At 63.6% G+C, this 8077-nt stretch carries 6 protein-coding genes; 5 read left to right on the forward strand and 1 reads right to left on the reverse strand.

The features are described from left to right. The first annotated feature begins 179 nt into the window (after positions 1-179). Positions 180-2327, forward strand: a complete 2148-nt coding sequence (locus ISS97_RS12015) for an AsmA family protein (RefSeq protein ID WP_379986414.1) — start codon at positions 180-182, stop codon at positions 2325-2327. A gap of 169 nt (positions 2328-2496) precedes the next feature. Here the strand turns inward: ISS97_RS12015 and ISS97_RS12020 are convergent, their stop codons facing one another. Continuing rightward, on the reverse strand, positions 2497-4368 hold the full coding sequence (locus ISS97_RS12020) for an ABC transporter ATP-binding protein (protein ID WP_379986883.1): 1872 nt from the start codon (positions 4366-4368) through the stop codon (positions 2497-2499). 273 nt (positions 4369-4641) lie between these two features. On the opposite strand from ISS97_RS12020, the gene ISS97_RS12025 reads away from it, so the two are divergent. The 4 genes from ISS97_RS12025 to ISS97_RS12040 all read left to right on the forward strand — a co-directional run bounded on the left by ISS97_RS12025 (position 4642) and on the right by ISS97_RS12040 (position 7837). Continuing rightward, the gene (locus tag ISS97_RS12025) at positions 4642-5316 is read left to right on the forward strand and encodes a PadR family transcriptional regulator (RefSeq protein WP_379986412.1); all 675 of its coding nucleotides are present in this window, start codon (positions 4642-4644) and stop codon (positions 5314-5316) included. Next, a complete protein-coding gene (locus ISS97_RS12030) occupies positions 5309-5737 on the forward strand; it encodes a transcriptional repressor (RefSeq protein WP_379986411.1) in 429 nt (142 codons plus the stop codon). Before ISS97_RS12025 ends, ISS97_RS12030 begins: the two co-directional genes overlap by 8 nt. Before the next feature lie 151 nt (positions 5738-5888). Further along, a complete protein-coding gene (locus tag ISS97_RS12035) occupies positions 5889-6674 on the forward strand; it encodes a siderophore-interacting protein (protein WP_379986410.1) in 786 nt (261 codons plus the stop codon). A gap of 233 nt (positions 6675-6907) precedes the next feature. Further along, a complete protein-coding gene (locus ISS97_RS12040) occupies positions 6908-7837 on the forward strand; it encodes a DMT family transporter (RefSeq protein WP_379986409.1) in 930 nt (309 codons plus the stop codon). Positions 7838-8077: the final 240 nt, after the last annotated feature.

Here is an 8077-nt window from a genome sequence, read left to right on the forward strand (position 1 = left end):
TTTGATGCGGTCGCGCAGTCTGCCGCGCCACGTGGCGGACTGCCCTGACCTGCATCAGCCCGCTGCGGCAGCGTGAATCCCCCCTGAGCAGAAAAAGACGCGCATACACAAATTTTTCGTTGTTGCGGTTATGTGTCGCATTCGGAAGAACGCGCTCCGCAGCGCGCGGGAGATAAAGCATGAAGCGCAGCCGCAAGGCACTGTTATGGATCGCCGCCGTACCGTTCATGGTGCTGGTCATCGCCGTAGTGGTGATCGCCACCTATGACTGGAACCGCATCAAGCCAGGCATCAATGACAAGGTGAGCCAGGCCATCGGCCGGCCCTTTGCGATTCAAGGTGATCTTTCCGTGGCCTGGCGGCGCGAACCGACCGAGGGCGGGCTCAGCGCGCTGGTGCCGTGGCCGGAGTTTGTGGCGCGCGATATCCGCGTGGCCAATCCCGACTGGGCAAAGCAGCCGCAGTTTGCGCAGCTCGATGCCGTGCGCTTCCGCCTGGCGCCGCTGCCTTTGCTGGCGCATCGGATCGTGATTCCCAGCCTGCAACTGGAGCATCCCGTAGTCGATGCCGAGCGCGACGCCAAAGGGCGCGCGAGCTGGGACTTCGCCTTGCCGCAGAGCAGCGAGCCTTCCACATGGCAGCTCGATCTGCGCGCCATCGGTTTCGATCGTGGGCTGATCACGGTCGACGACGCGGCCAGCAGGGTCAAGCTCAAGCTGACGGTGGAACCGTTGCAGGAGGCGATCCCCTTCGATCAGATCATGGCGCAGCAGACCAGCGATGCGCGTGAACAGGCTGGCCGCAGTGCGGGCAGCGCTGCGAAGAAAGCACTCACGAACACCAAGGAAAAAGAAGAAGACAAACTCGATAGTGCGGCGTCGGCCACCAGCTATCTGTTTGCATGGCAAGCCGACGGCAGTTACCAGGGCACGCCGCTGAAGGGCAGCGGCAAGATCGGCGGCGTCATCGCTTTGCAGGAAGCCAGCCGGCCCTTCCCCGTACAGGCGGATGTGCATATCGGCGACAGCCATATTGCCCTGGCTGGCACGCTGACCGATCCGGTGCATCTGGGTGCGCTGGATCTGAAACTGTGGTTCTCCGGCAGCAGCATGGCCAAGCTGTATCCGATCACCGGCCTTACCTTGCCCGACACGCCGCCGTATGCCACCGAGGGCCGCCTGAAGGCGGAGCTGCATCGCAATAGCAGCCACTTCAGCTACCGCGATTTCCACGGCCGCGTCGGCGGCAGCGATCTGGCCGGCAGCCTGGATTTCACCACCGGCGGCGACCGCCCCAAGCTCAGCGGCAAGTTGCGTTCGCAGTTGCTGCAATTCGCCGACCTGGCGCCGCTGATCGGCGCCGACAGCAATGCCGAAAAACAACAGCGCGGCGACGCCACACCGCAACCTGCGGACAAGTTGTTGCCGGTGGAACCATTCCGCACCGAGCGCTGGAAAACCATGGATGCCGATGTCAGCTTTGCCGGTGCACGCATCGTGCGCGGCAAGGATCTGCCCATCGACAGTCTCAATACGCATCTGCTGCTGGACAATGGCGTATTGCGTCTGGACCCGCTGAATTTCGGCATGGCCGGCGGCACGGTGAACAGCACCATCCAGCTGGATGGCAGCCAGGCAGCGATGCGTGGCGCGCTCAAGCTCAATGCGCGGCGGCTCAAGCTCAAGCAGCTGTTCCCCACCGTTGACGTGATGAACACCAGCTTCGGCGAGATCAACGGCGACGCATCTCTCGCCGCGCGCGGCAACTCGGTGGCCGCCCTGCTCGGCAGTGCCGATGGCGAACTCAAGCTGCTGATGAACGACGGCGCGATCAGCAAGAACCTGCTCGAAACCGCCGGCCTCAACGTGGGCAATATCGTCATCGGCAAGCTGTTCGGCGACAAGGTCGTCAAGATCAACTGTGCCGCTGCCGACCTTGGTGCCAATAACGGTCTCTTCAACACGCGCCTGTTTGTGTTCGATACCGAAGACGCGGTGATCAATATCGACGGCACCGTGAACTTCGCGAACGAACAGATGAATCTCGACGTGAAACCGCATACCAAGGGCTTCCGCGTGTTCTCGCTGCGTTCGCCGCTGTATGTGAAAGGAACGCTGAAGAATCCGGACGTGGGCGTGCAGACGGGTCCGTTGCTGCTGCGTGGCGGCGGTGCATTGGCGCTTGGTGTGCTCGCCGCACCGGCGGCGGCTTTGCTGCCGCTGGTGGCGATGAGTCACCAGGAGGCGCCGAATACTTGCACGACGGTGCTGGAGCAGATGCGGGCGCCGGCGAAAGTGGCGGCGCCGGTTAAAAGCAAAAAGGCTTGATGACTGAAAAGGTGTCGCAAGGGTTTACCCCCTCCCAACCTCCCCCTGTCCCACGGGACTAGCTTCGCGTCGCAAGCAGGGGGAGGGGCACCCGCTCCCCAGAGCCCTGACAACCTCACTCCCTCCCCTGCGTGCAGCACAGGGGAGGGTTGGGGTGGGGTCAAGCCCCTCAGCGATACCCCGCCGCCTGCAGCTCGAACAACTCCGCGTAATGCCCGCTCTTCTCGATCAGCTCCTCGTGGCTGCCGACCTCCTCGATGCGCCCTTCGTTGAGCACAATGATGCGATCGGCCATGCGTACGGTGGAGAAGCGGTGCGAAATGATCACCGCGGTCTTGCCGTGCGATAGCTCCTTGAAGCGCTGGAACACCTCGTACTCCGAGCGCGCATCCAGCGCGGCGGTGGGCTCGTCGAGAATCAGCAGCTGGGCGTCGCGCATGTAGGCCCGCGCGATGGCGATCTTCTGCCACTCGCCGCCCGACAGATCCACGCCGCCCTTGAACAGCTTGCCGAGCATCTGCTGGTAGCCCTTGGGCAGGCGATCGATCACTTCGTTCGCCATGCTGCGGCGCGCGGATGCCTCGATGCGCGACACATCCTCGCGCGCCTCGATGCGGCCCACCGCAATATTATCCGCCGCGCTGAGGTAATAGCGCACGAAGTCCTGGAAGATCACGCCGATATTCGCGCGCAATTCCTGCAGGTCGTACTCGGCCAGCGGGTGGCCGTCGAGCAGGATGCGCCCCTCGTCGGGGTCGTACAGCCGCGATAGCAGTTTCACCAGGGTGGTCTTGCCGGCGCCGTTCTCACCGACCAGGGCCAGCACTTCACCCGCGCGCAGATGGAAGTTCAGATGCCGCACCGCCCAGCGCTCCGCATCCGGATAGCGGAAACCCACGTTCTCGAACACAAAGCCTTCGCGGATCGGGTGCGGGAACGGGCGCGGATGCTCCGGCGTGAAAATCTCCGGCTTGATCAGGAAGAACGAGAACAGGTCATCCAGATAAAGCGCCTGCCCCGCCACCTGCGAGAACCCCACCAGCAACCCTTCGAGCAAGGTGCGCAGGCGGCGGAACGACGCCGACAGAAAGGTGAGATCGCCGATGCTGAAATGCCCTTGCACCGTGCGGAACGCAATGATCGCGTAGGCCGCGTAATAGCCGATCGTCCCGATGGTGGTGAACAGCCCGCCCCAGCCAGCCCGGCGCAGCGCGATGGTGCGATTGGCGCGGTAGATCGATTGCGACAGCACGCGATAGCGATCGATCAGGAAGCGGTTGAGGCCGAAGCTCTTCACTTCCTTGGCGGTGGTGGCGCTGGCGCCGATCATGCGCAGGTAGTCGAGCTCGCGGCGCTCCGGCGTCCATTGGTAATTCACCGCGTAGCTCTGCGCATTGAAATGCAGTTCGCCGATGAATACCGGCACCAGGGCGACCAACAACAGCACGATCAGCCACGGCGCATACACCGCCAGACCCACGGCGAAACTGATGATGGTGACAATGTCCTGCGCCTGCCCCAATAGTTGTGACAGCAGTGAGCTGCGGCCGGCCACCTGGCGGCGTGCGCGGTCGAGCCGGTCCTGCAGATCGGCGTCCTCGAAATCCTCCAGGTCAAGTGAGGCCGCGTGCTCCATCAGCTGCACGCTGGTGGTGTTGGCGTAGAGCTCGGACAGCAGTGAATCGATCAGCGCCACGATGCGGCCGAGGATGTCCGCCCCCACCGCCAGTGCGAACTCCAGCAGCAGCAGTCCGCCAAGCCGGTTGAGGTCGCCGCTGTTCCACCATGCGGACAGATCGCCATGAAGCACGCCGGCACGGATGAGATGGGTCACCTCGTCGATGATCAGCTTGCCCACATAGAGCGTGACCACAGGCAGCAACGCGCGCAGCAGCCGCAGCACGATCGTGGAGACACTCAGGAACGGGCTGGTCTGCCAAACGCCGCGCAGGAACGGCGGCAGGTTGCGCATGGCGACGAAGCGCTCGCGCAGGCTTTGTTTGGGCGGTGATTCGGGGCGATGGCGGCTGCCGCCGCCCATGCGGTTTTCACGAGGCATGGGGTGGGGTCCTTGGAGGCATGAGGGCTTGCTCAAACGATATAGCCCCTCTTCCTCCCGGAAGGGGGTTGGGGTGGGGGTTCGGGGCTCGCGCCAGTCTTCATCGTGACCACTCCGCCCGAACCCTCATCCGTTGCGATCGAAGGGAGCACGGGAAGAAGGAGCTCTATCGGGTGTTGCGCAGCGGGCACTTGTCAAAAGATATTCTTACGATATATCGTCATTTTCGTTCTTACGATATATCGGAGTCAATCTATGCGCAGGCACCACTTCTTCTTTCGCGCCATGCGGCACGGCTGGCATGAGCACAACTTCCACCCGTTCTGGATGGATGATCCGTTCGAATCCAATGAAAGCGACCACCACGAGCGCTATGCCGGCCGCGGCCCCTTCGGCGGTCACGGCGGAAGGGATTTCTTCGCCGAGTGGAGCGGTTTGCGCGGCGGTGGACGGCGCGGCGGTGGACGGATGTTCGGCCACGGCGACCTCAAGCTGCTGCTGCTGGCCTTGATCGAACAGCAGCCGCGCCACGGCTATGAACTGATCCGCACCATCGAGGAGATGTTCCATGGCAATTACTCGCCGAGCCCTGGTGCGATCTACCCCACCCTGACCATGCTGGAGGAACTCGGCTACGCCCAGGTCGAAAACGAACAGGGTGGCCGCAAGCTCTATGCGATCACCAACGAGGGCCGCGCTTTCCTCGACGAAAACCGCGAGGCGGTCAACGCGGTGATGAGCCGTACCGAGCAGAGCGCGCGCATGGCGGCCAAGATGTCACTGCCGATGCCGGTGCGTCACGCCATGCATGCGCTCAAGCATGCTCTGCTGATGCGAAGCGTCGAATGGAACAACGCCGAGACACAGCGCGTGGCGGCGATTCTCGAAAAGGCCGCCAGCGAGATCGCCACGGGATCCCGCCGTGAATGAGATCCCTGCCGACCTGGCGTCCTGGCAGGCGCGCTGCAAGGCGGGCGGCTTGTCGATCACGACACCGCGCCGTGCTGTGCTTCGCGCCCTGCTGGAACAGGACGGCATGGACGCGGTAGCGCTGCTGCAACGTGCCCGCACACACCATGCGGGCACCAGCGTCGGTACGGTCTATCGCTTTATGCGAGAGCTGGAGCGGCTGGGACTGGCGCACGCCCAGGCACAGGCTCACGGTCGCTTGCGCTGGTATCTCGGTGTGGCACCTGCCCCAGCAGCCACATCGTCTCTGCCGGACATCGGACGTCTGGTGGCCCAACTCCGGGAATTTCTTCACCAGCTCGAAGCGCTCGGCTTCGCCGAAGCGAACCCATCATCCGCCCCCAACACCATGACGGTCGATCGCACCTGGCGTCTGCTGTAGGAGCGCACCGTGTGCGCGAAAGCATGGCGAAGCCATGCGGCCGTGAGTAGACCGCAGCCCTTGCCGTTCAAACCGATGCTCCTGCCGTCTGCCGCGCACAGGGTGCGCTCCTACATGACGGGTGGCTCCCCCTCATCGATAGAGACAACGTATGACCCGACACGAATCACATCAGATCCGCCACAACCTCGTCTTCCGGCAGCTCGACGTGTTGCGCGTCGATCGCCTTACACCGCATATGCAGCGCGTCGTGCTTGGCGGCCCGCAGCTCGCCGGCTTTATCAGTGCGGCGCCGGACGATCACGTCAAACTGTTCTTTCCCAATCGCGATGGCGAGCTTGTGCCGCCGACGCTGGGTGCAAACGGCATTGAGTTTCCGTCAGATCGCGAGCCATCTCCGATGCGCGACTATACCCCGCGCCATTACGACGCCGCGCGCGGCGAACTGACTGTCGATTTCGTGCTTCACGGCGACGGCCCCGCGGCGACCTGGGCCGAACAGGCCGCGCCAGGCCAGCAGCTCGGCTGCGGTGGGCCACGTGGTTCCTTGGTCATCGCCAATGACTTCGATCACTACGTGCTGATCGGCGATGAAACCGCGCTGCCGGCGATTGGGCGCTGGCTGCAGGAAATGCCGGCGACAGTGGCAGTCACTGCTTTCATCGAGATCCCCGAGACGGCAGATCGACAGGCACTACCGACTGACGCGCGATGCGAGCTGCATTGGTTCGACCGTCAGGGCTCCGACGCGGCTGCCAGTACCTTGCTCGAAGACGCCGTGCGCAGCGTCGACGCGCCAGCTGGCGATACCTTTTACTGGATCGCCGCAGAGTCGCGGCGGGCCCGAGCGATGCGGCTGTTCCTGAGTCAGGAGCGCGGCGTGCCGAAGGAGTGGATAAAGGCGACCGGCTATTGGAAGCACGGCGATGACGATTAGCGGCGCAGCTTCGTCACGGTAAGCCGGGGTGCGGCCAGGTCCCATAAATGCGCGGCGCTATCGCAAGAGCCTCCCCCCCTCCCGGCCACCTCCTGTCCCACAGGGACTACCTTCGCGTCGCAAGCAGAGGGAGGGGATGTGCCAGACAGCGCAGCTCGTCGTGCACGAATAAAGGGAGGAGCTGGCGCATCCAGACGGCTAGAATGTCAGGCCGCCTCCATGCGAATACCCTCATGCAAGCCGTCACCAAGGCCCGCCTGCAGATTCACTTCTGTGTCCTGCTGTGGGGTTTCACCGCCATCCTCGGCAAGCTGATCACGCTGCCTGCCCTGCCGCTGGTGTGGTGGCGCATGCTGCTGGTGGCGCTGTCCTTGCTGCTGGTGCCCAAGGTGTGGCGCGAATTGAAGGCGATGTCGGCGCGGCTGCGCTGGGCGTATGCGGGTATCGGCGCGCTAGTGTCGCTGCACTGGCTGACGTTCTACGCCGCGATCAAGCTGGCGAACGCTTCGGTGGCAGCGACATGCATCGCCCTCGGGCCGGTGTTCCTGGCCCTGGTGGAGCCGTGGATCGCGCGGCGCAAGTTCGATCCGCGCGAACTGTTGATTGGCATTGCCGTGGTGCCGGGTGTGGCCATGGTCGTCGGTGGCGTACCCAGCGACATGCATCTGGGCATCGTGGTGGGCACGGTGTCCGCCTTGCTGGTCGCGCTGTTCGGCTCGCTCAACAAGCGCTTTGTGGAGCATGCCGATCCGCTTACGGTGACGTGTATCGAATTGGGCACCGGCACCCTCTTCCTCACTCTGCTCGCCCCGCTGCTGCCGCATGTCGGCCCGGCCTTCGTGATTCCGAGCCTGCACGATGCATCGCTGCTGGTGCTGCTGTCGTTCGGCTGCACGCTGCTGCCATTCGCTCTGGCGCTGGTGGCCCTGCGCCACATGAGCGCGTTCGGCACGCAGATGGTGACCAATCTGGAGCCGGTCTACGCCATCGTGCTGGCGATCCTGATGCTGGGCGAACAGCATGAGTTGAACGGCAGGTTCTATATCGGCGTGGCCATCATCCTGGCGGCCGTCTTCATGCATCCGCTGCTCCATCGCAAGCGCGAGGAGCCGAAGCAGACGGAGCTGCTTGGTACTGCGGAGAGTCATAGCGTCGTGGAGTAGTGCCGGGGGTGTTCTTTATGTTCGCAACAATCGTTGCGCTGTCGCGACCTGGCCGCTTATGCAGCGGGCATGTCGGACGCCTGCCGGCGCCCGAGTCACTTTCTCTTTGCTGACCTGTATGGACCGGAGACATAGGTAACAGATGTGCCAGGACATGGGTTACACCCGCCCGATCCCCATCGATCTGGCGAGGTGTCGTCATTCATGCCCTGGAAGGAAGTCACCGTGATGTGCCAGCGC

The organism is Dyella koreensis (genome assembly GCF_044904565.1).
GTDB classification, from domain to species: Bacteria; Pseudomonadota; Gammaproteobacteria; order Xanthomonadales; family Rhodanobacteraceae; genus Dyella_D; species Dyella_D koreensis.

Excerpts from the sequence above, each read along its gene's own strand:
- ISS97_RS12015 (WP_379986414.1), top strand. The coding sequence starts at position 180 with ATGAAGCGCAGCCGCAAGGCACTGTTATGGATCGCCGCCGTACCGTTC.
- ISS97_RS12020 (WP_379986883.1), bottom strand. The coding sequence starts at position 4,368 with ATGGGCGGCGGCAGCCGCCATCGCCCCGAATCACCGCCCAAACAAAGC.
- ISS97_RS12040 (WP_379986409.1), top strand. The coding sequence starts at position 6,908 with ATGCAAGCCGTCACCAAGGCCCGCCTGCAGATTCACTTCTGTGTCCTG.
- ISS97_RS12025 (WP_379986412.1), top strand. The coding sequence starts at position 4,642 with ATGCGCAGGCACCACTTCTTCTTTCGCGCCATGCGGCACGGCTGGCAT.
- ISS97_RS12035 (WP_379986410.1), top strand. The coding sequence starts at position 5,889 with ATGACCCGACACGAATCACATCAGATCCGCCACAACCTCGTCTTCCGG.